Source organism: Chloroflexus sp. (genome assembly GCF_049970315.1).
In the GTDB taxonomy this organism is placed as follows: Bacteria; Chloroflexota; Chloroflexia; order Chloroflexales; family Chloroflexaceae; genus Chloroflexus.
The window spans coordinates 12,026-35,270 of record NZ_JBMFNE010000025.1; the positions used below are offsets into that span (position 1 = coordinate 12,026).

14 protein-coding genes and 1 pseudogene are annotated in these 23,245 nt (G+C 55.9%); 7 read left to right on the forward strand and 8 right to left on the reverse strand.

Annotation, left to right across the window (positions count from 1 at the left end; all coding sequences use genetic code 11):
- Positions 1–85: 85 nt before the first annotated feature.
- The 5 genes from ACP5OT_RS14730 to ACP5OT_RS14750 all read left to right on the forward strand — a co-directional run bounded on the left by ACP5OT_RS14730 (position 86) and on the right by ACP5OT_RS14750 (position 12,459).
- A complete protein-coding gene (locus ACP5OT_RS14730) occupies positions 86–5,263 on the forward strand; it encodes an Ig-like domain-containing protein (protein ID WP_428132558.1) in 5,178 nt (1,725 codons plus the stop codon).
- Positions 5,264–5,267: 4 nt separating this feature from the next.
- On the forward strand, positions 5,268–5,894 hold the full coding sequence (locus tag ACP5OT_RS14735) for a GNAT family N-acetyltransferase (protein WP_424677093.1): 627 nt from the start codon (positions 5,268–5,270) through the stop codon (positions 5,892–5,894).
- Positions 5,891–7,495 carry a glycosyl hydrolase gene (locus tag ACP5OT_RS14740; protein WP_428132560.1) on the forward strand — a complete coding sequence of 535 codons (1,605 nt, stop codon included), beginning with the start codon at positions 5,891–5,893 and terminating at the stop codon, positions 7,493–7,495. Before ACP5OT_RS14735 ends, ACP5OT_RS14740 begins: the two co-directional genes overlap by 4 nt.
- 355 nt (positions 7,496–7,850) lie before the next feature.
- Positions 7,851–11,051: an isoleucine--tRNA ligase gene (gene ileS / locus ACP5OT_RS14745; protein ID WP_424677484.1), complete on the forward strand. Its 3,201-nt coding sequence runs from the start codon at positions 7,851–7,853 to the stop codon at positions 11,049–11,051.
- A 676-nt stretch (positions 11,052–11,727) separates the two neighbouring features.
- Positions 11,728–12,459 carry a hypothetical protein gene (locus ACP5OT_RS14750; RefSeq protein WP_424677483.1) on the forward strand — a complete coding sequence of 244 codons (732 nt, stop codon included), beginning with the start codon at positions 11,728–11,730 and terminating at the stop codon, positions 12,457–12,459.
- 16 nt (positions 12,460–12,475) lie between these two features.
- On the opposite strand, the gene surE is transcribed toward ACP5OT_RS14750, so the two are convergent.
- The 8 genes and pseudogenes from surE to ACP5OT_RS14790 all read right to left on the reverse strand — a co-directional run bounded on the left by surE (position 12,476) and on the right by ACP5OT_RS14790 (position 21,021).
- Entirely contained in the window at positions 12,476–13,234 is a 759-nt protein-coding gene (gene surE / locus ACP5OT_RS14755; protein ID WP_424677482.1) for a 5'/3'-nucleotidase SurE, read from the reverse strand.
- 165 nt (positions 13,235–13,399) lie between these two features.
- The gene (locus tag ACP5OT_RS14760) at positions 13,400–14,659 is read right to left on the reverse strand and encodes a vWA domain-containing protein (RefSeq protein ID WP_424677481.1); all 1,260 of its coding nucleotides are present in this window, start codon (positions 14,657–14,659) and stop codon (positions 13,400–13,402) included.
- Between the two features lie 206 nt (positions 14,660–14,865).
- Complete coding sequence (locus ACP5OT_RS14765) at positions 14,866–15,249, reverse strand: zf-HC2 domain-containing protein (protein WP_424677480.1); 384 nt, start codon at positions 15,247–15,249, stop codon at positions 14,866–14,868.
- Between the two features lie 460 nt (positions 15,250–15,709).
- Positions 15,710–16,468 (reverse strand): RNA polymerase sigma factor, encoded by a 759-nt coding sequence (locus ACP5OT_RS14770; protein WP_428112638.1) that lies wholly within the window; start codon positions 16,466–16,468, stop codon positions 15,710–15,712.
- A 288-nt stretch (positions 16,469–16,756) separates the two neighbouring features.
- Positions 16,757–17,796, reverse strand: a pseudogene (locus tag ACP5OT_RS14775) (UDP-glucose--hexose-1-phosphate uridylyltransferase).
- A 15-nt stretch (positions 17,797–17,811) separates the two neighbouring features.
- Positions 17,812–18,651, reverse strand: a complete 840-nt coding sequence (locus ACP5OT_RS14780; RefSeq protein ID WP_424677574.1) for a carbohydrate ABC transporter permease — start codon at positions 18,649–18,651, stop codon at positions 17,812–17,814.
- Positions 18,652–18,663: 12 nt separating this feature from the next.
- The gene (locus ACP5OT_RS14785; protein ID WP_428132562.1) at positions 18,664–19,605 is read right to left on the reverse strand and encodes a carbohydrate ABC transporter permease; all 942 of its coding nucleotides are present in this window, start codon (positions 19,603–19,605) and stop codon (positions 18,664–18,666) included.
- 81 nt (positions 19,606–19,686) lie between these two features.
- Positions 19,687–21,021, reverse strand: a complete 1,335-nt coding sequence (locus ACP5OT_RS14790; protein ID WP_428132564.1) for an ABC transporter substrate-binding protein — start codon at positions 21,019–21,021, stop codon at positions 19,687–19,689.
- Positions 21,022–21,536: 515 nt separating this feature from the next.
- Between ACP5OT_RS14790 and ACP5OT_RS14795 the strand changes: the two genes are divergently transcribed.
- Both ACP5OT_RS14795 and ACP5OT_RS14800 read left to right on the forward strand, forming a co-directional pair.
- Positions 21,537–22,007 (forward strand): MarR family winged helix-turn-helix transcriptional regulator, encoded by a 471-nt coding sequence (locus ACP5OT_RS14795; protein ID WP_424675436.1) that lies wholly within the window; start codon positions 21,537–21,539, stop codon positions 22,005–22,007.
- The gene (locus tag ACP5OT_RS14800; RefSeq protein ID WP_428112641.1) at positions 22,004–23,242 is read left to right on the forward strand and encodes an MFS transporter; all 1,239 of its coding nucleotides are present in this window, start codon (positions 22,004–22,006) and stop codon (positions 23,240–23,242) included. Before ACP5OT_RS14795 ends, ACP5OT_RS14800 begins: the two co-directional genes overlap by 4 nt.
- Positions 23,243–23,245 lie beyond the last annotated feature (3 nt).

Sequence of the window (23,245 nt, forward strand, 5' to 3'; positions counted from 1 at the left end):
CCATACGAAACGTGGCGCTCGCACCGTACAATCTGATGGAAGACACTCGTTCGCTTTGCGTCATCCACTATCATCAACAAGAGGCATGATCACACGTATACAGCACTGGCTGGGCGTTCTGGCCCGTCTTTGGACAATCATGCTGTTCGGCGTAGTGATAAGCTTACTTGGGGGGCTGGCCATTCGCTGGTTAGTGCCGGTATTACCGTGGGCTGAAACGCCAACTGCGCAATTGCGTGATCCCTTACCGCAAAGTCAAGTTGTACCGCCGCGTAGTACCATCACGCTCGTCTTTAGCACGCCGATGAACCCGTTTACGGTTGTGCGGGCGTTACGCATCGATCCGCCAATCGCCGGCAAGCTGGAATGGTCGGAAGACCGACGTAGTGTGCGCTTGATCCCGGATCAACCGCTGCAACCGGCTACAACGTACCGTGTACAGGTGATGACCAACGCGCAGAGCCAATGGTGGCGGCCCTTGGCTCGGTCACTTGACGTTGAGTTTACCACTGCTGCCCAACCTACCGTTACCGCGGCATTGGCCCCGCAGTCGCGTACAGCCCCAATTGCGCTTATCTTTAGCCAGCCAATGGTTGAACCAGACGCAATCGGTCAGCCTGCATCGCTGGAACAGATCCGAATATCACCACCGCTACAACTGAATGGCGAATGGCTTGATCGGCAAACGTTGTTGTTGCAGCCGATAACTGCCTTTACGGCCATCACCACCTACACTCTCACCCTCGATGCGAATCTCCGTGATGCACGTGGGATTGAACTTGGTCAACCGTTCCAATGGCAATTCACAACGCCATGGCCAATTCTACTCGAACATACACCATTGCCCAACGAGCAATGGGTAAATCCGCAACAGCCTCTGACCTTGGTGTTTGATGCCCCAATTGATACTCGTCTGCTCAGCTCAGCGTTAACTATTACTCCGGCTGTCAGCGGCAATTTTAGCAGTTTCATCGATGGCAATCGCTATATCACTATCTTTACCCCCTATAACGGTTGGTCACCCGGCCAAACCTATCAGATCCGCCTCCAACCCGACCCAAGTGGCGAACCGGTAGCTGCATGGAGCTTCACCGTCGAAACTGAACCGCTCCTTATCGCATCATTTCCGGGGCAAGGCCAGACGCTCGCTCCAGGTCAAGCGATTCGCTTGATCTTCAGTACCCCAATGGACGAAGCTGAGATACGTGCCGGTTTGCACGTTGATCCGCCGGTGGCAAGCCTCGAACTGGAAGTGGACGAGAATCGAATCACCTTGCAACCGCTCGTACAGGCAGCAACGACGTATACCATCACCATTGCTGCCGGTACACGTGATCGCAGTGGGGTGCCACTTGCCCGTGATGTGTCGCTCACCATTCGTACCGCCAGTGCACCACCGCAGTTACAGGTCATCGGCGAGACCATTCTCTCGTTTCTCGCCAATGTGCAACCGGTAGTAACTATCGAGCGAATGAATCTATCGGTGATCGACAGCCAATTGTACCAACTCGATCCGTCAACCCTGATCCGAGCGCTCTCACTCCGACCGACCGAATGGGCTAGCTTCGTTCCCGAACGGTATGGGCAACCGCTCGTGCGTGCATGGCGTGAGCTACTGAACGATCCGGCCGATACCCTTGTGCGTAGTTTGCTCCCGATCACGACCAACAGTGCCGGTGATCCCTTGCCGCCGGGAGCATACTATCTACGGATGACCGGTAGTGCCGGTTTGCGGGCTGACCGATTATTGCTCATCTCATCGCTGAATTTGTCGCTGTTGGTGAACAATGATGAACTGCTACTTTGGGTGACAACCGGTGGAACCGGGACACCTGCCGGCAATATTCCGTTGACGGTTTATATCGGAGAGACAGTACTGGCGCGCGGTACAAGTGACGATCAGGGGCTGTGGCGGGTACCGTTGACTGGTCTGTCAACCGGGAATAGTAGTTTGCCACTCCCGATAATTGCTTTGGCCGAAGGCAATGGCTTGGCGCTAGCCCGTACCGAACTAAGAACGACACAACCACGAATACAAGCCCTGCTTGCCCCTGATCGGTTGAGCTATCGTCCGGGTGGCGTCGTGCGAATCAACGGCTTGGTTCGTGCTCAACAACCTGATGGTCGGCTGGGGATGCCAACGAGCAGCAATTGTACCGTTCAACTCGACGGCCCAAACCTGATCGACCAACCACCCGCAGTGGCCTGTACGGTGAGTGATACCGGTATTGTTAACGGCAGTCTACAATTGAATGCCCGTACTCCACCCGGCCTCTATACAGCAACCGTCGTTATCGGCGATAGCGTCTACCGTTTGCCAATTCGAGTTAGGGAACCGTCTACCGTTACGGCCGTTCAAATCACGCCCGCACGCCCGGCCGGTCTGGCGGTTGATGTGACCCGTGCTGGACTACCGGTGAGCGGTGCAACCATCAGTTGGACACTCCGCCTCGAAACCCTCGCGGTCGCCGAACTTGACGGAGTCAACGGCGTGGTGATCGGTGGGGTGAGCGAAAACCAAGCCGGTGCCACCACCGACGCCAGCGGTCGGGCGATGATCAATCTGCCGGCCGATGAAAACCTGCTACGCCCACTACGCTATCAACTCGCTCTCACCGTCCTTCTCCCCGATGGCGAACAGCTCTCACGTGAAACAGAGGGGGTAATTACACCTCGTAGTTCGCGGTTGGTGATCGACGCTCCGGCGATCATTGAGCGCAACGAACGGGCCACCATCACGATGTGGTTGCACACAGCCGATGGTGCAGCGATTGAGAATACGTTGGTTGAACTTGAAGTGCGCCGTAACCCAACCGAACCGCCGCTGATCGTGCGTCGTGTTCGTACCAACAATGATGGTCAGGCAAGCGCCGATCTCGTACCACTCGCACCGGGCCGCTACGAACTCACCGCCCGCGCAGGCATGGCTCTCAGCCGTCGGCCCTTGTGGGTCGCCGGATTCGGTCTATCTACTGCCGAACCGCAAATCATCCCCGATCGCTCGTCCTATACAGTGGGCGAAACGGCTCGTGTCTTGATCACCGGACCGGCCGGCAGTCGAACGCTCCTCCTCATTATCGGTCAAGGCGCTCATGCCCAAACCCTCATCACTACTGCGCAGTCTGGTACGGTGCTCGATCTACCGATAAGCACTGATCTGGCGCCAATGACCCTACTCACCGCCCTGATTGATGATGGAGTACGGCATTGGATGACATCTACCACGATCTCCATCGATCCTCCACCGCCACCAGAACTGAACATCAGCCAGTCCGATGTCTTACCTGGCACAACGGTCACGTTCACGGCAACGGCAGCAACCGACACCCTACTGGTTGTGCTCACGTCGCTCCATTCGCCGCCAGTTGACCTGACGCACTGGAATCAACCTCTCGCACCTTTAACCCGCGCACCAAAGCAACAGACCGATTTTGACGGGATTATCCTGCCGGCGAGTATTCAATCCAACCAAAACCAACACACGATCAGTGTGACCCTGCCAAATCAACTCGGCCGCTGGCGACTCAGCGTGATTGCGGTTTATCCAAACGGTATCGCTACCATCGCCAGTGCTATGCTCGATACCAACCAACTCCTTGAAGCGATTGCCATTCCTCTCCCGGCCCTACGCCCAGCCGACACGGTGACGGCAACCCTCATCCTGCGCAATCTCGGTGGACAAGACCGCACGGTGCGCAGTCGGCTTTGGCTCAATGATGGTATCCTCCTCGATCCGCTTGAACAGACCACCACCGTACCAGCCGGCACAACCGTCCCAATCGCCTGGCGCTTACAACCACAACCCGATGCCAAGCTCGTAAGTTTGCGCTATGAAGTGTTCGATACGATCAGCTTGCCACCAATTGAATACTCCATACCGGTATGGCGTGACCCTCCACTGTATACTACCGGCCAGACATACCTCGCCGCCGACCCAATCACCATCACCCTTCCCGATGGTGACAACGAAGTCGTCATTGCAGCAAGTGTCCGTGCCGCTTTGGCCGACCAAGCCCAACGGTTGTTGCAAACTACGCCCCCAACCGCGGAAACGCTGGCCGCTGCCATTGTGATCGGTCGTGAACTCGAACGTACCGCTACCACAACTGCCGAAGCCGACCGGTGGCGAACAGCTATCGAGAACGTGTTACCACAACTGCGCAGCCTTCGTAACCCCGATGGCGGATGGGGCTGGTGGCCCAATACGGCCTCCGATCCCTTCGTGACCGCCTTTGTGCTCGAAGCAATAGGCCGACTTCCTTCACCGTCTGACGAGCATCGTGAATTGAGCGAACCGGCTCTAAGCTATCTACGCCGTACACGGTTGATGCAACCGGCCGATGCTCAGGCTTATATTAATTATGTCATGTCGCTCCACGGTGCTAACTCGGCGCCGGCCCTCCCCACCGGTGCCGGACCGGCCGGACGTGCGTTTACCGCCCTGCAATTGCCAAACGAGCGTGGTACACTGCTCAATCCCTTACAAGTTACTGTGAACAGTCATTTGCTGTGGTCCGGCGCCGAAGGATTACCACCGAGCACTCTCGCCGTCAGTGCGAGCGTCATTCAGGCATTAGCGCAAGATCGTCCCTCCGATCCACGTCTTACCCAATGGCGCACGGCTCTCATACAGCACTGGCAGATCGATGGTTGGGCAACGCCGTATGAAGTGGCACGAGTTGCCCTTGCCCTTAACACCACATTATTGGCCGACGATGGCGAGGTGCAGGTCTTCCACAACAATATGTTGACAACCGACCGGCCACTAGGTGAAGTGGCACGTTTCCGGCTCAACGGCGGCACCCTGCGGATCGAACCGGCTCAGACAGCCGCACTCATCACGGTGCGTCGTCCAGCACCTCCTGCGCAGCCAAACGAAGTGCGTGCTCGCCTGCAATACCTCACCAGTACCAACTCGCTCACCGTTGATCGGCCGGTGCAGATCGAACTCATCCTGCTCACCACTCAGCCACTCTTCCGGCTTGATGTTGCCGTACCTCTCCCGGCCGGTCTGACTCCGCTCGCAGTTGACGCCGGTACTGAACTTACCGTTCAACCGATCGATCGTGAACGACGGCAAGTGCGGCTCGGCGGTGTACGATTAGCCCGTGGCGTGTATCGCATTCTCATCACGGCACAGACCACCGCAACCGGTAGCTTTACTGTGCCACCGGCATTCATCAGCATGCCGGGGAGTGATTTAGCTCCGGTCGTAGCAGAATGGCAAACGATGATTGCGATTACGCCAAAAATTGACGAATAATAGTATGGTGAAACCCGATTCAACCACTGCTAGCACTGTCGTGACATCGATGGACAAGACGATTCTCACTACGCCGCGCCTCTGGCTGCGCGTGATGGCACCGTGCGATAACGAGGCAGTTCGCGGCTATTTTTATCGAGCCTGGACGTTTGGCGAAGACTGGTTGCCAATTCCACCTGCCGATTTTTTTACCTTACAAGGGCAGCGACGCCAATTGGCTGCGGAAGAAACGATGCGCGCCACCGGCCGCAACGTGCGCCTCTTCCTCGTGCAACAGGACGACCCTTTTGAACGGATTTGCGGCGATATTTGGATCGACTGCATTGATCGTCTCGTATACCATACTGCCCTGATCGAGTGTCGCATGGAGGAACGGTCAAGCCGGAAGGGGCTGATGAGCGAAGCGTTAGCCTCCGTTATTGATTACGCCGGGCAAGTACTTGGACTTCATCGCCTCGAAGCATTGATCGCACCGCAACACATCGCTGCACGCCGCTTGGTCGAACGATGCGGATTCGCGCCGTTGCCGAACGTAACCTGTTGGCGGCAGATCGGGCAGGGCTGGGTTGAACATCAGGTATATACAATGACGCTAGCATCCTCACTTCTTGAATGCGACCACGACAGATGAGATTACTCCTCGATCTGACATTACTGCTCACCACTACTGTAATGTTCGTCGCCGATGCACCTGCTCCACACCGGCTCATCACCCAACCAATCGCGATTCGCAGCCCAACTGGGCCACTGGCTATTGGTATCAACAGTCATCTGGCAACTCGTTATCCCGACGCTGCCACGATGAAAATCCCGGCGGCGATTATCTCCGACCTGGGAGTGCAGTGGGTGCGTGAAGACCTGCATTGGTATCGCATCCAACCTCAACCCGATGTCTGGGATTGGGTATTTACCGATGCCGCTCTCCATGCGCTCAGCCGTCAGTATGTACAGATTCTGGGTGTGTTCGGCCCATCCGTTGGCTGGGCTACCGCCGATCCGACCGATCATCCCAACCTGATTTCGTTTGCCCCACCTGAAGAAGCTGCATTTGTTACCTACGTTGGGGCTGTCGTCCAACGTTATCACCATTTGATCAAGCACTGGCAGATTTGGAACGAACCGGATCAGGCCTTGTTTTGGCGACCCGCACCCGATCCCGAACGGTATACTCGTCTGTTGATCGCGACTGCGCGTGTGATCCGCACCATCGACCCAACGGCCACCATTGTGCTTGGTGGTATCAATCCCTTTGACACGACCTTTCTACGCGCTATCGCCGAGTACGGCGGCTGGGACGCCTTCGATGTAATTGCTATTCACCCCTACGTCGATCCACTCAGTCCAGAAGAGGGAAATCTTATCGCTGCTGCTGATGGTGTGCGCGCCGTGGCTGCCCGATACGGTATGAAACCGATTTGGGCTACCGAAGTTGGGTGGGCGAGTGGCCCCGGCGACCGCGATGCCCTCGGCTTGACGAATGCTGCTTATCAAGCTGCGTACCTCGCCCGTGCCTACTGTGCGCTTTGGTACGGTGGCGTGGCTGTCGTCTTTTGGTATATGCTCAAAGACGATCCACACAATCCGTATGGGCTGTTTGCGTATGGGAGCGGACGAGCCGATTTCAGCATACCCAAACCGGCAGCGACAGCGATGCGTAAACTAGCCAACACACTTGCCTCGTGTCGCCCAGAACCACCTACTACTACCGTTCCACTCCTTACCGGCAGCCAGCCTGTGCAATGGCAACGTCCCAGCCAGCCCAACGGTTCACTCCGATTGATCGAAGACGGTAGCGTCTTCCGCATCAGCTACCGCTTTACCACCCGGACAAATGATTACGTGGCCTTTGAGCTGAGCGATCCCATCCCGCTGCCCAACGACACGACCGCCATCACCGTTCAGCTTTTCGGCGACGGCAACGGAAACCGACTCCGACTTTGGTTGCGTGACAGCGAAGGTGAAACCTTCGCACTGACTGCCGGCATTATCGGCCCAACCGCCTGGCAAACCATCAATACTCCCGTGAGCCGTCGACCGATTCAGGATAAACTGATTGCCGGGAACGGCAACAAGCGACCTGACGCTCCACTCGCATTAGCGGCCATCGTTATCGATGACGAAGATGATGCCTGGACCGGAATGGGTGAAGTGCTGATCGAGCGCATCGTCGCGGTACGCACCACACTTGACGCAGCATCACTCTCGACGTATACTGTCACTCAATGGCGATGACGGGGACGAGTAGCTACCGTCTGCCCGCCAGCGAGCCCGGGATGGTGGAAGCCGGGTGGAGCCAGCGGTAGTGAATATCACCCCTGAGCCGGCAGGTGAACCGTGTGATCATCGTCACGCCTAGTAACTGCGCCCGGAATGCCCACCGTTACCAGGGCAGAGCGTTGATCGACACGCACTGTGTGCGATACGTGCATTTGATGTCCATACATTCTTCGCACCTTTGCCCGAGACGCTCACCGAGTGCGATGGCTACGTTGTTGGCGTACCATCGAAGAGGGGTGGTACCGCGGGGTTGATCAGCCTCGTCCCCACGTGGGACGGGGTATTTTGTTTTGGCGTGTATGGAGGTTGCATGTTCAAACCGGTTGATCCAAACGTTAAGTTCCCCCAACTCGAAGAAGAAGTACTGGCATGGTGGGAAGCCAACAATATCGTTGCCAAATCACTGACTGCCGGCGAAAAGCCGTTTGTCTTCTATGAGGGACCGCCAACGGCTAACGGTCGCCCTGGTCTTCACCATACCATCTCGCGCAGTTTCAAAGATGTGATTTTGCGCTATCGCTCGATGCAGGGCTATCGCATTATTGGCCGCCGTGAGGGATGGGATACCCACGGTCTGCCGGTTGAGATCGAGATCGAGAAGAAGCTCGGTTTTAGCGGCAAGCCCGACATCGAGCGGTTTGGCATCGCTGAATTTAATCGCCTCTGCCGCGAGAGCGTCTGGGAGTATATCCAAGAGTGGAAGGCGTTTACCAAACGGATCGCGTTCTGGCTGAGCGAAGACGCTTATATCACCTACGAGAATGACTATATCGAATCGACGTGGTGGATCTTCCGTCAGTTGTGGGATCGCGGCCTGCTCTTCCGTGACTATAAGGTGACCATGCACTGCCCGCGCTGTGGCACCAGCCTCAGTGACCACGAGGTGAGCCTTGGCGCGCGCGATGATGTCGATGATCCGAGCGTCTATATTAAGTTTCGCGTGAAAGGCACGACATTACCACCACCGGCAGTTGATGGTACGCTCGAAGGTGCCTTCCTGGTGGCGTGGACAACCACACCATGGACATTACCGGCCAACGTCGCTCTCGCTGTGAAGCACGATGCCGAGTATGTTGAAGTTGAACACAACGGCGAGCGGTTGGTGATGGCAGCAGCGTTGGTCAATCATGTCTTACCCGCCGAAAGTTTTACCGTGATCCGCCATTTCCGCGGTAACGATCTGGTCGGTCTTCGCTACGAACCCCTCTTCCGCGGTGTGCCCGGTACCGGCGATACCGTCGATTGGGAGACAGCCTACCGCGTGATCGCCGACGAAATTGTCAGCCTTGAGGACGGTACCGGTATCGTGCATATCGCGCCGGCCTACGGAGACCTCGACGTCGGGCGCAAGCACGGCTTACCTACCCTGTTTTCGGTTAGTCTCGACGGTCGGGTATTGCCGGAGTTTGCCGACCTTGGTTTTGCCGGTAAGTTCTTCAAAGAGGCCGATCCCGACATTATCCGCAATCTCAAGGTCCGTGGCCTCCTGTTACGGAGTGGCCGGGTGCGTCACTACTATCCATTCTGTTGGCGCTGCGGTACGCCACTCCTTTACTACGCTAAGCGTTCGTGGTACATCCGCACCACTGCATTCAAAGACGATCTCGTCGCTAACAATCAGCAAATCCATTGGGTGCCCGAACACATCCGCGATGGTCGCTTCGGCAATTGGCTTGAAAATAACATTGACTGGGCGATCAGTCGCGAACGCTATTGGGGAACACCTATTCCGATCTGGACGAACGCCGATGGCTCGCATATGGTCTGTATTGGCTCGCTTGCCGAACTCGAAGCGAAGGTAGGCCGTTCGCTCCGTGATATTGACCTCCATCGGCCCTATATTGACGAAGTAGTGTGGGAAGACCCCGAACATGGGTTGATGCGTCGGATTCCCGATGTGGCCGACTGCTGGTTCGATAGTGGTTCGATGCCGGTCGCGCAATGGCATTATCCATTCGAGAATCGTGATGTGTTCGAGATGGCCCATCCCGCCGACTATATCTGTGAGGCGGTAGACCAGACCCGCGGTTGGTTCTATACACTGCATGCGGTAAGCACGTTACTTTTCGACCGGCCGGCGTTTAAACATGTGATCTGTCTCGGCCACATTCTCGATAAAGATGGTCAAAAGATGAGCAAGAGCCGGGGCAATGTGATCGAACCCCAAGAAGTAATCAACGCTTACGGTGTTGATGCCCTGCGCTGGTACCTGTTTACCGCTGCCCCTCCCGGTAATGCCCGTCGCTTTAGCATGGATCTCGTGAGCGAGAGCATGCGTAAGTTCTTGCTTACACTCTGGAATACGTATGCGTTCTTCGTCACCTATGCCAATCTCGACCGATGGCAGCCTAACAGTGAACGTACCGCTGAGTTCCAGCCAATCGATCGCTGGGCTTTGGCCGCACTTAATCAACTTGTCCAAAAAGCAACCGCTGCCTTCGAGGATTACGATGTCTACTCGGCAGCTAACGCAATCGAGCACTTCGTTGATGAGTTGTCGAACTGGTATGTGCGCCGCAACCGTCGTCGCTTCTGGAAGAGCGAAGGCGACGCAGATAAGGAAGCTGCCTACCAGACCCTCTATACCTGTCTGGTCACCGTTGCTAAGTTAGCAGCGCCGTTTATCCCGTTTGTCAGCGAGGAGATGTATCGCAATCTGGTCGCCGAACGGGACGCTTCCGCTCCCGAAAGTGTTCATCTCGCTCGTTGGCCAGAAGTCGATCAAGCACTGCTCGATGACCAACTGGTGGCCGATACCGAAGCATTACTGACAGCAGTATCACTCGGACGAGCCGCGCGCAAACAGGCTAATATCAAGGTTCGTCAGCCCCTCAGTGAGCTGTGGCTGCGGGCTAGTACACCGACACTGCTCAACGGTGTCCGCCGTTTTGAGACGGAATTGCGCGATGAGTTGAACGTCAAAGCGGTACGTTACCTCGATGCGCAGAGCGCTGTCGTCGAGTATCGGCTGAAGCCTAATTTGCGCCTCGTCGGCAAGAAGTTCGGTAAATTGGTGCCGGCGCTCACCGCAGCATTACGCGATCTCACCGGTGATGACGCACGAGCCGCAGCGCAGGCCGTTGAAGCCGGTCAGCCGGTACACCTATCGGTTGACGGCCAAACGATTGAGCTGCTCGCCGAAGAGGTGCTAGTCGAGAGCAGTGCGCCCGCAGGGTACGCGGTTGCCGAAGCCGATGGTATGCTGGTCGCATTGAATACCACCGTGACGGAAGAACTACGTCTCGAAGGGGCCGCTCGCGATCTGGTCCGCTACGTGCAAGATGCGCGTAAGAGTGCCGGACTGGCAATCAGTGACCGCATCCGACTCTTCCTGTCCAGTCCCGATGAAACTGAACTCTTGGCGACGACACTGGCTCAATACGAGCAGTATATTAAAACCGAGACCCTCGCTGTTGAGTTGACCGTAGGCACACCGCCAGACGGTGCGCACGTTGCGACCGATGAGTTCGGCAATAGTACGATAACAATTGGGGTGGTGAAGGCCGGCTGACGCCAACAATACACTGCTGCGAGACTAAAAGAGCTGTAGGCTTGGTCCCGAGGTCCAGACGAACGGCAGCGCCTGCCTGCATCAACAATCGCAAGAAGACTATTACGGCCTTGGCACGGTTACCTACGAGCATTGCCACTCTCGCGTGGATCGCGTGCATACGATCACACCTCGGCTCTACCATGAAACCCAAACGGTAGGTGTCGAGGACGGGTACGTCCAAAGGATGCCGGCAACCCGGAAGCTGGTTTGGGCCATCAGCGACGTGGGGATGGGTACACACGCGGATGGTGTGCCAAGCCCAACGTTTTGGCATGCAGCCGATCAAGTGCCGAGTGCCGGCATCCACATCATCGCCGCTGTGCGGTCAGTGGGTGGTCCATTGTGATCACGCGTAGACGTGTCAACACTGTGGCACGCACCACAGCGGTGCCGTGAATGCAGTACTCAATCACAACCGGCCGGCAACCGCACACCTGCCCGCCCTATGACAAGTCCATTCGGCAATGGCGGTGCTGTGACATAAAGGATTCCTGCTACAGTCGGTGACGTGACGCCTGTGGAGCGATGAGCTGATATGAGTCACGCGGCTTAGCCAGAGAACGTGCACACGTTCTCGATAGCGGGAGATCCACGTATCAGATGAGAACAGTTATCACATTCGCGATCACACGGTATGGCATCGCTTCCGCTCCTCCCGCGCTGTAGCGGTGGGGCAGGTGTGGTTCGGCTCGCCAGCGGGTTTCGCCTGATCCGTCCCCCCGGCCCCGCCAATCGCTACCGTAATGCGCAACTCGATAATGTAGGGCGCCGACCTAACGCTGTGCGAGCACTGCGGCCACCATTGACGATCCGCCTCGTCGCCCGCGCGTCACATCCGGTCGGCCACTTAGTCGGTACTGCCGGTTTTGGCCTCTGGAGCTACCCGTGGGCCTGGCCCCCGCGTATGCCACAGGCAATCTGGTTCTTCTTCGGCGCACCACCACACGATATGCCGCTTGCCCTTGGCATCCCCGGTTATGGCTGGAAGGCAGCCACCATCGACACCGGACGACCAGCAGCATTGGGTTGGTTACCGGCGGCACCCCTGATCGTACCTCTGCTGAACGTACCACCGCTCTACCGCCGTCTCTGGCCCCGTATCCAACGCGCAGTCGGTGTCGCTGAAGCGGTCGTCAATGTTGACCTCACCCGGTGGCACGAGTACGAGATTCGTTGGGGAACGACTCTGAGCGAACTCCTGGTTGATGGAGTTGTCGTCTTACGGGCACCGTCACCACGCGGCCCCCTCAGTACCGTCATTTGGATCGACAACCAATACACAATCGTCCGTCCAACCGGTCGCCTCGGTTGGGGGTTGCAGGCGTGTAACGAAGCACAATGGTTGGAAGTCAATCTGTTATCTTAAATCACCAACACGACCCTTACAACTCCCACTTACGCAACTCTTCCAGCCAACGATGACTGGTCAAATCCATATGCACCGGTGTGAGGCTCGCGTAGCCTTCACTAATCGCCGCAATATCGGTCCCCTCTTCATAATGGTCTTCTGGCTCGGCACCGTCGATCCAATAGTAAGGCCGCCCACGCGGATCGTAGCGTACCACCAGCTCATCGCGATACACACGACGCCCCAACCGACCAACTTTGATCCCACGAAGCGTTTCGGGCGTCACCACCGGGATATTCAGGTTCAGTAACAACTCCGGCGGCAAACCCCGTTCGCGAATGAGCATCACCAGACGACGCACTGCCACTTGCGCCGCCCGAAAATCCCACTGCCCATCCTTTGGTCGTATTTGCGACACCGCCAACCCTGGCACACCAAACACAATCCCTTCCATCGCAGCGGCAACCGTACCAGAATAGAGCAGATCGGTGCCGAGGTTCGCGCCTAGATTGATCCCCGACACCACCAAATCAGGTTTGCGGTCGAGGAGACCCAAGATGGCCAACGCCACACAATCGGCCGGTGTCCCATCACAGATCAATGCCGGCGAACCATCACTTAACGTCCCTTCCCACGCCCGCAGCGGATCGAACAGCTTGCGGTAATGACCGGCGGCGCTCCAGTTGCGGTCAGGGGCAACCACCGCCACCTCGCCGATTTCGCTCAACACGGCGCGCAATGCCGCTAATCCCGGACTTTGGTAGCCATCGTCGTTGGTGACAAGAATGTACATACGTGGTGTCCTTATGTGAAATGCCTACGGTATGCCGATGCACACGTAGTAGAGGACGTAAACGCAAAGACGCAGAGGACGCAGAGGGTTGTGGGATAATTCGCAGAACCGCACGGCTGTGCGGCTCTACCCCCCAGCGGGGGGATGCTAGGAGGAGCATTCTGATCACTCCTTCGGCAATTCGATGTCGGTCAAGCGTACCGTCTTACGCCCTTGAAACTTAATCGTCTTTTGGCCCTCGCTCGACATTTGGCCATGCTGTTCGAGGTTGGCAATCTCTTGCTGCATCGTCGCCGCTAACTCCACTTCTCCCTGATTGAGCAGGCGCGTCACCGCACTCTTCAGCTTCTGGGTTGCACCACTCACATCGCCGGCAGCCAAATCTTGCAAGGCGCGCGTCTGTAGCTTAAATGCACTCACCTTCTCGACGATGTTCATCACCGTTGGATTAAGCTGCTGCAACTGAGCTGGATCATTGGTAAAGGTCAGCATAATATCCAACTTGGCTTTTTCTCCCACCAACTGCAATGCGGGCACGTCGTAGCTCAACTCGGCTTGCCCGATCCGGTAGGTGCCGAGCGGGCGGGGATCGATCAACAGTTCGATCAGGAGTATCCGGAGTTGCGAACTTTCGAGTTCACCGAGTTTCACACTCACCGCCCGATCACTGATCGGTTGGTAGCCGAGATTGTCGATCAGCGGTGTCACTTGCCAGACGGCGCGCGGCGTTACGCCTTGCACTAACCGCAAGGTAAGCACACTGTTCTGAATGACGGTCTGTTGGGCGCGTTGGACGGTGTGCTGGAAGTAGTTGACGATTTCGCTCGGTTGGGCGATGTAGTCGGCCACGCCCTTCGAGCGATTCGCCATCTCGATCAAAAGATCTTCGTTCCAATCTTTACCGATCCCAAGGGCAGTAATCGGCACACCCAGCCGTCCGGCATCGTCGGCCCGCAAGAGGCACTCTTTTTCGTGCTCGGTTTGGCCGTCGGTAAGTAATATGAGACGGCGTACACCCGGTGGCATCTTCTGCAACTCCTGCAACCCTTTTTCGACCGCAGGTGCAATCCGCGTCCCACCGGCATCATGAATACGGTGAACGAGATCGAGGATCATCGCGCGGTTACGCACCGGCTGAGCCGGAACCAATACTTCGGTACGATGATCGAAAATCACAATCGCAATAGAGTCCTGCTGATCGAGCAGCTCAATCGCCTTCACCACTGCTTGTCGCAATCGCTCGATCTTCTCACCCTTCATCGAACCGCTCCGGTCAAGCACAAAACAGACATTGACCGGCATTCGCACCTGTATCATCTGCGAGGCCGGCTGCGTCTCGAGCAGCACGTAGGCCACTTGTGGCGTGGTTGTGGCTGCTAAAAAGGGACGCGCTAACACGGCGCGCAGAGAAACTTCTCCAGCCATAGCACACTCCTCGTCTCAAGGCACTCGCCATCTGGCGAGAAGGCTTCGACGTATGCGACGATGCAAGGTCAGCAGTGGTTGCAATCAGGTGTATTGTATCACGAGCTTATCAGCAGATGATGAATACAAAATGAGGTAGATGCACATACCATCACTAGGAGGCAACGTGATGATGTACGCCGAGGGTACCGGTCACGAGATCGATCTTACCGCCGATACCGCATCACTCGTCCATGAAGCAGACTCGCCAACAAAAGTCGGTCAATCAATGGATCGCGTTGCATCAACAGATCAACCTCTGACCGACAATACGGACACGAAGCAACATGGTGCGCAATCCGTGCTTGCTGCGCCGGTGGGAGTAATCCTTGACAGTAATCAACTAACAGATCGGTGCTTGGGCAAAGAACGCGATACAAACGATAGCGCAACGCATGTTGCAGATTCCGCAGGGTCGCGACGCGCTGACGACAAAGAGGGCATTCGTTGAGATGGGCGAGGATCGTTTCATCGGCTTCACCATCAACAGCAGCTATCAGCTCCAGACCGGAAAGATGGGTTGCGCCGTCACTCAATTGTTCTTCCTCCATACCGGCGCACCTCCGTGAGCAACCAGTTCAGCAGGTGAACCTGCAAGCGTTTCCTGTTGAAAGAAACGCAAACGGGAACGTTTTTCACGTTCCCGCTCACACAAGATTTTAGGTATTGACTCTGTAGGTGCTCTGTATGGTTCAAAACCGCTGCTCGATCCGTGTCGCTCCGTCGCACTCGCGCCCCATGCCCTTGCGTCACCGTCTCAATCGCGCTTCATCGGTAGAGCCGCACAGCCGTGCAACTCTACCGATGACCCTAAACCTTCTGCGCCTTTGCGCCCTCTGCGCCTTTGCGCTTGAACCCTCTGCGCCTTTGCGTTTGAACCCTCTGCGCCTTTGCGCTTGAACCCTCTGCGCCTTTGCGCTTGAACCCTCTGCGCCTTTGCGTTTGAACCCTCTGCGCCTTTGCGTTTGAACCCTCTGCGCCTTTGCGTTTGAACCCTCTGCACCTTTGCGTTCACACCTGCGCAAACAATGCCCGCAGATGGCTATTGCGGCTCAGCCGGCTCAATACGTTGCGTTTGACGTTGTACACGTCGTAGACGCTCTCGAAGAGGGAAGCGTAGCGTTCGAAGATAGCGCGCGGCGTCAGGCCGAGCACAAACGAACCGTAGACCACCACTCGCTCGCTCTCGTTGTGCAATTGACTATCAATAAAGCGCCAAAACTCTTGTCGATCAACCCGCCGCATCGCCTCTTCATCGGGCATCGTGCGTGGTGTACGGTGGATGTCGATCCGGTCTTCCGTCACCATTTCTGCCCATGATTGAGCACGTACTGCATCGATCACCACACTCGACGCGCACAGTTGCAGATATTGCAACAGTGAGGCCAGATTCGGGAACGACGCAAACCGTTCGGGAGTCACGGCACGCCAAAACTTAGCAAATGCTCCCACCACAAAATATTCGCTGCTCTCACCACTACTGGCAAATGCGCCACTGCGGCGGATCCAGCCCTCGACCAGGGCACTGTACTGCTGAAACAGATAGCTCCACGCCGTTTCATCACGCTCGACGAGGGCACGCCGGAAGAGTTCAAAGCTGTACCGTGAGTCGTGCGGCTGACCACGATAGAAACGCTCACTCTCGATCACACATCGGTGTGCCAGCTCATCTACTTCCATTGCAGCGATGTTGTCTGCTACATCCTCAATTCCAACTGATATAGGTAACGGTGTCGGTGGATCGAAAGTGGTCATTGTAGGCGCAATCATTGACTTCCTCGCTGCATTGTCGTGCACTATCCTCCGCTGCCCAACGTTGATTCGCTGCGACTGACGGAGTTGCGCGGCTTGCGATAAACCTTCTGCGCTGCATTGTAGGAAGTTGTGCGCCTGACGAGAAGTAGTGTAGATGAGCAGGAGATGACAAATACGGTAAAAAAAAGGTTGAATTGGGAAATCGTGGACGAAAGAAGAGCGTTATCACCCACGAACAACAATGGAGGGTGAGAAGCAGACCTACTGCGCGCTTCTACCTCTATCTACCCCACTGACATCCGGTCATACCTCGCGCAAACGTGCGGCTGCTTGTTCGGGGGTTAAATCACGTTGTGGTTGACCGAGCATCTCGTAGCCGACCATAAACTTTCTCACCGTTGCCGAGCGCAGCAACGGCGGGTAAAAATGGGCATGAACGTGCCAACCGTCGTGCGGTAAGCCATCGGTAGGACGTTGATGAAAGCCCATACTATAGGGAAACGTAACATTAAAGAGCCGATCGTAGCGAGCCGTCAATTCACGCAAGATGGCGGCCAAACCTGCCCGTCCTTCATCGGCAAGATCACCAATCGCACCAACATGTGCGCGTGGCAATACCAACGTCTCAAACGGCCAAACTGCCCAAAATGGCGTCAGCGCAACCCATGTCTCATTGGCGCAGACGATCCGCTCACCCAACGACAACTCGAGCGCCAGATAATCGCAGAGGAGGCAGCGATCGTGTTCTTGCCAGTAGGCAGTTTGGGTTGCCAACTCTTTTCGCATCTCGTTGGGTAACTGCTCGTTCGCCCAAATCTGGCCGTGCGGATGCGGGTTTGACGCCCCCATCATCGCACCACGATTTTCAAAGATCAGTACGACTGGACCCAATCAATCGCCGCCAACTCGTTATACTGCTCGACCCATACCTCAACCACCTGCTGCACTTCGTTTTGGGTCATCTGGGCCAATGTCAGATCGTGACGTGGTGAAAAGCAGACCACCCGGCAGATACCACGCTCAGCTTCAGCGTGCAGCAAGATCGGTCCGCTTGCATCACCTCCGGCCCGGACACACACCCGTTCAAAGGGAACATCGGGAAGCAGCGCGGCAAAATCGTTCTCAAACACAAACGTTGTGGTATAAGCCGGATTCCGGATTCCGTTAGCACGGGTATTGCCCGGACACAGATAGCAGGTTGGATCGTAGGTCGGTAACTCCATCGGTGGCAATTGCTCAACCTGACCCAGCCATGGCCGCTGCGTGCGATGTGGCGACACCAATACCCACTCGCCGGTAAGCAGGTTGAGACGCCGGTGTGGCCGGCTAAAGAGATCGGGCATAGACGATTCTCCCGTTCAGCGTCCGGCCAACCCGGACGTAGCAATGCCTTCGATAAAGTAGCGTTGGGCAAAGAGAAAGGCGATCAAGGTCGGTAATACGGCCAATGTCGAGCCGGCCATAATCAGATCAACGCGCGCCGCGTAGAGGGCTTGCAGATCCACCAGCCCTTGCGTTACCACCTTCCGCGTCGGGCTACTGATAATAATGAGCGGCCAGAGAAAACTGTTCCACGCATACAGAAAGGCAAACGTCGCCAGTGTCGCGATTGCCGGGCGAGCCAGCGGTAGAAAGATACGGAAGAGGATCCCCCAATGGGAAGCGCCATCGATCAGGGCGGCATCTTCAAGGTCTTTCGGGATACTCATAAAAAACTGGCGCAACAAGAAGGTACCGTAGGCGGTGAATAGCCATGGAATAATCAACGCCTCCAGCCGATCAACCCAGCCGAACACGAGCATCAGCCGATACATCGGCACAATCAAGACGGCAAACGGTACCATCAATGTAGCTAAGTACGCGCCAAATAGCCAATCGCGACCGGGGAACTCGAGGCGTGCGAAGGCATAACCGGCCAGAACAGAGGTAATCACCCAACCCAACACCACAAAGACGGTCACGATCACCGTATTGATCAACTGCGTGCCAAGCGGGACGATATTTAGTACTTCTAAATAATTCGTCCAACGGATCTCACTCGGCCACAGGGTCGGCGGCACCTGCACCACTTCGGTCGAGGGCTTCAGCGAGGAAAGCAGCATATAGATAAACGGAAAGACCATGACAAAGCCGGTCACACTCAACACGGCATACGCCAACACGCGCTCCCATGGTCGCCGTAAGATTACATTCGCCATCGCACTGCCTCGCTACTCGTAATGCACCCAGCGCCGTGACACCCGGAACTGAATGAGCGTCAACACCATAATAATCACAAACAGGAGCCACGCCAACGCTGAAGCGTAGCCCATCCGTCCACCGATAAATGCCTCGCGCCAGAGCAACGGAACAATCGTCAACATTGAATCGGCCGGTCCAACCGTATTCGAGCGGGTAAGACCGAGCGCAATTGGCACGTCAAAGATTTGCAAACAGTTGATCAGCGTTGTGACCAGCACAAAGAACGTCGTCGGCGAGAGCATCGGCACGGTAATGAAGAGAAACTGCTGCCAACGGCTGGCCCCATCAAGACTGGCCGCCTCGTAAAGTTGTGGCGGTACGCCCTGCAAACCGGCGAGAAAGATAACCATATTGTAGCCAATCGTCTTCCACGAGAAGACTAAAATCACGCTGGCTAACCCCCATTCTGGCCGGGTCAGCCATGGGATTGGCTCGAAGCCGAGCAAGCGGATCGCATAGTTGACGAAACCAAAATCGACATTCAGCAAGTAGCGCCAAAGTAAGGTCACCCCAACGACCGAAGCCACGACCGGAATGAAGAACACGGCGCGAAAGAATGTTCGTCCGATAATTCGCTCATTCAGTATCACCGCCAGCAACAACGCCGGTACCGTTGATACAATCAACGTGACCAGCGAAAACGCGGCCGTATTCCACATCGCCCGATAGAAAGTCGGGTCCGACAACGCACGTTGATAATTATTCAGCCCAACGAGATTGGGATCACCAAAAAGCCGTGCATCGGTAAAGCTCAGATAAAACGAGATGGAGAGTGGGACGAGAAAAAAGATCAATACGCCTACTATCGTTGGCAGCAACATGCCGAACGCATCGAGCCATTGTCTGACCTGCCTTCCACTCAGACGGCGTGCCGACAAGGTAGGCAGAGCGGCCGGCGCTTGTTTGGCCATTGGACCACCTCCCCACGAAATCAAGTGCATACCCGTATGTAGGTGGCGCGATGCACGCCCACCGCCCACCTACTCCTCGGCCTACTTAAACGTGCTGGCCGTCTGTTCACATGCCTGCTGACCAAACTGCTCAGGCGTGATTTGTCCGGCGATCATCTGGTCCCAGAGGCTCTGGACAATACCACTGAAATCTGCCCAGCTTCCATCCCACACCGGTGCCTCCAGTGCTGCGTAGGGGATCCCATCAAGGAAGGCTTGATTATTGGCCGGTGGAGTCGAGGCGAGAAATGCATTGACCGCCTCTTGATCGCTGCGTGGCGGGATGTTTGTCCCTAACGCCGCGACCTTAGCCGTGGCCTCGGCGCTGGTCAGTACCTTCAGCACCTCCCAAGCTGCCTGCGGGTTAGCCGTCTTCGCATTCACCAGGTACGGCCCCCAGAAGAGCCAGGTACTCTTCACCTTACCCTCCGGCATCACCGCTACATCCCAATTAAAGGTTGCATTGGTGCGAACACCAGGGGTAAACCAGCGACCGTTGAAATACATCGCTACCTTACCAGCATTAAAGAGTGCCTCACCATCCGCATCACCGGCCGGCAGGAGCTTCTCATCGTAGAGCATCCGCACCATCTTGGCGCCGTTAATCGCTTCTGGTGAATTCAACGCACACCCGCGACGGTCAGACGTGAAGGGGCTACCACCCGCAGCGTTAATAAAGTAACCCCAAGCCGGTCCCCACCAGTTACCAAACCCGAGACCGTACTGCTGCTTCGCCGGATCGGTCAGTTTGCGTGCCGCTTCGAGCATGGTATCCCAGTTCCAGTTACCCTCGGCCGCCAACTCTTTCGGTGTCTTCAAGCCTGCGGCTTTGAACAGGTCTTCGTTGTAATACACGACCATCGTCGAGATGTCGCGCGGCAGACCGTAGATTTTCCCATCGCGCGTCAATTGCTCGATCACGTTCGGGTAAAAGTTGCTCAACTGGAAGCTGCTATCGGCATCAATCAGTGGCTTCAGATCGAGAATCTGACCGGTATTGACAAAATCTGCTAACTCGACACCACCGATCCAGAAGATGTCAGGGGCATTGCCGGCTGCCAACTCGGTCTTCAGCTTCTCGAAATAGCCCTGATTTGGCGCCGGATCGTACACTGCGGTGATCCCTTTATCCTTGAGTTTTTCGTTGACAAGGGCATTTAACTCTTCATAGACACGCTGCTCGGCAGCATCACCGGGACGAGTCCGCCAGCGAATTGTCACCGCTTGGCTGCTGCCACCGGTATTCGCACTGTTGCCGCTTTGCCCACCGCTGCTGCCACCACCAGTGGTAGGCTGACCACCGCCACACGCCGCTAGCATCACGATAAACAGGGCAATCAGCGCAATCCACGACAGGGTGTGTTTCCGAAGCATCATTGCTCATCCTTTCTACACAGAACCTGTAATACCACGCTGGCCATGCACTACCCTTGCACGCACAACGATGGGGCGTGCCATCGGTGAACACAGCGCTGCAGAGTACAAATACAATGCGTGGTGCGGGTCATTATATAGTTGTTATCGAAACCATGCAAGTATCGTAACTGTACGCTGCATAGCAACACGGCGCTCTTGGCAACCTCACGTTGCAGCATACCTCCCTAAAACGCGGTACAATGTATCCATCTACGTGCTATTATGGAGATCCTAAACACCGGAAAGGAGTGAGTTGTATGCAACCTGAGTGGAGTGGCGATCCCGAGGTCAAGCCGGTCTTATTCGCAGTAACGCTGACCGGAGCGGTCGCATTTCTCCTCATGGTGTGGCTGTTCGCATTTTACTGGTAAGGATCCGTGCGCCCGCCCTCATCACACTGAGGACGGGCGCAACCGTGTACTACTTGCTAAATCCACAATTACTGCTAAAATAGTTGATAAATCTAGGAATAAACTATGCCCGAAATCAGTACCTGCGACTCTCCACAAATCGAAGCGTACCGTCTCTTCCTGAAGCTCCACCGTCGCTTTCAGGAGCTTAACCGTGAAGAGTTTCGTCCGTATGACCTGTCAACACCGCAATACGCGATTTTGTTCTACGCAACCGAAGAGGGGGTACCGCTGAGTTATATCTGCAACGAAATGTTAGCCGACAACTCAAATCTCACCCGCTTGGTCGACCGTCTCGAGCGGCGCGGTTTGGTGCGGCGGGCAACTGATCCACGTGACCGACGGGTGACGCTCGTGCAACTGACGTCAGCCGGTAAGGCATTGATCGATGAATTACGCCCGCGTCATCGTCGACTTGTTGAACAACGGCTAAGTTATCTCTCTCCTGAAGAATTAGCGGCCTTCCACCAGGCCATGCAGCATTTGTACGATGCGCTGCAAACGCATCAAGATCAGGATAACCAACCAATACAATGAGAAGTAGCCCTGCCCTCAGCTCACCTCATCATCGTGCAGCCATATTCCGGGCCTTACGCCATCGAAATTATCGTCTCTTCTTTATCGGGCAACTGATCTCACTAACCGGGACGTGGATGCAGAGCGTTGCACAGGGCTGGCTAGTCCTCCGACTTTCCGACTCACCTTTCTTACTCGGTGCAACGGCAGCGGCCAATTCGCTGCCGGTATTGTTGTTCTCCCTGTTCGCCGGCACTGTAGCCGACCGCTTTCCAAAACGCCGCATTTTACTCGTCACTCAATCGACGGCGATGGTATTGGCGGCGATATTGGCCTTCCTAACGTTCAGTGGTGTTGTACAAATTTGGCATGTGATGATCTTGGCACTCCTGTTAGGGATCGTCAATGCATTTGATGCACCGGCTCGACAGGCCTTCACCGTTGAGATGGTGGGACGCGAAGATCTGCTCAATGCCATCGCACTCAATTCGTCAATCTTCAATGGGGCACGCACCGTCGGGCCGGCGTTGGCCGGTATGGTGGTAGCTTGGATTGGTGAAGGACCTACATTCCTGTTTAATACGCTGAGCTTTGGAGCCGTTCTCACCAGTCTTCTCTTGATGCGTCTTGATACGCAATTGCACCGCGGACCGCATCGGGGTGGAATGTTACGCGCCGGATTGGCGTATATTGCCGGTGAACCGCATGTTCGCGCCCTATTATTACGGGCCGGCGCCGTTAGTTTCTTCTGTTTCGTTCATATTCCGCTTTTGCCAATATTTGCCCGTGACATTCTTCAGATCGGAGCTACAGGTCTTGGATGGCTATCGGCAGCCAGCGGTTGTGGTTCGCTGGTCGCAGCACTCATCCTCGCCCAACTCCGCGATGATGCACCGCGCGGTAAGTTGCTATCAATCGCAGCTACCATTTATGCGCCTCTCCTTATGATGTTTACCCAAGTTCGTAGCCTACCGCTCGCATTGCTCTTCATCAGTCTCTGCGGCTGGGCCGGGGTCACCACAATGGCGCTCACCAACACACTGATTCAACTTACTGTACCCGATGAACTGCGCGGGCGGGTTATGAGCGTCTTTACCCTGCTTTTGATGGGGCTTAGCCCCTTGGGTGGTATGCTGGCCGGCAGTATCGCTGAACTGGTTGGGAGTGTACCTACCGTAGTAGCTGGCAGTGCTGTTATCGGTTGGCTCCTTGTGCTGCTCGTCGAATGGCAAACACCGCAATTACGCCGGTTATGAATG